At 62.3% G+C, this 879-nt stretch carries 1 pseudogene; it reads right to left on the bottom strand.

Annotated elements, in window-relative coordinates:
* Window positions 1–879, bottom strand: a pseudogene (locus E1573_RS26840) (hypothetical protein); the annotation flags it as partial.

Below are 879 nucleotides of genomic sequence, written 5' to 3'. Positions count from 1 at the left end.
CTGAGCTGGCCGTCAACCACGCGATCACAGAGGTTGCCGCTGGGGTCATAGCCGTAGGCGCAGGTCTTGCCCTTGAACTCCACGTGGGTCAGACGATCCTGGGCGTCCCAGGTCAGGCTGCGGCCGAGGCTGTCGCTGACAAGGCGACCGCAGTCGTCGTAGTGCAAGGTGATGAGTGGTGTGCCCCAGGACGGGTGGGAGTGGCTAATGCTGCTGACCTGCGTTGGGTCCTTGGGGTTTTCGTAAGCGTATTGCGCAATGTCCCGAGTGCCATCGGCGAAGTAGGTGGTGATCTGTTCGTAGCCATCAAGGACGTTGAACGTGAAGGTTTGCTCGACGATGCGGTTGCCGAACGGGTCTTCGGGCGCTACCTCAGGCTCTGCGGTGTAGGTGATGAGCCGCTCACGCAGGTCGTAGGCGAAGGTTTCCAGGCCCTGGCGGCTGTCGTCTTGCCAATGGCGGTTATCGAGCTGGTCGAGGTCGTTGTAGCAGAGGGTCTGCACACTGGTATGCGTGGTTTGTCCCACCGTCGTGGCAAAGGTTCGGGTGTGCTCCCGACCAAAGCTGTCATAGCTCAGGGTCTGGACCAGGCGGTTGCCGCTGCGACTGTCTGTTGTGGTGAGCACCTCAGGGCGGGAGAAGTCGTCATAGCCGAAGGTGGTGGTGATGTTATCGATCACCAGCTTCTCCAGCCGCCCGCTCTTGTCGTGGTGGCGCTGATGGTCGCTGCCCTGGGCATCGACGAAGCCGAGCAGTACGCCGCAGAGGGAGTGGCGCCACGTGGTGGTATGCGCTTGGCCATCGACAGTCCAGGTATCGCTCATGGGCTTACCCGAGGCGCTGTAGCGCATCTGCTGGCTGCCCAGCGGGCCGCTGGCC

The organism is Pseudomonas sp. H9 (assembly GCF_004353925.1).
In the GTDB taxonomy this organism is placed as follows: Bacteria; Pseudomonadota; Gammaproteobacteria; order Pseudomonadales; family Pseudomonadaceae; genus Aquipseudomonas.
Note: the sequence above shows the minus strand (reverse complement) of the source record. Positions and strands in the feature narration are given on the sequence as shown.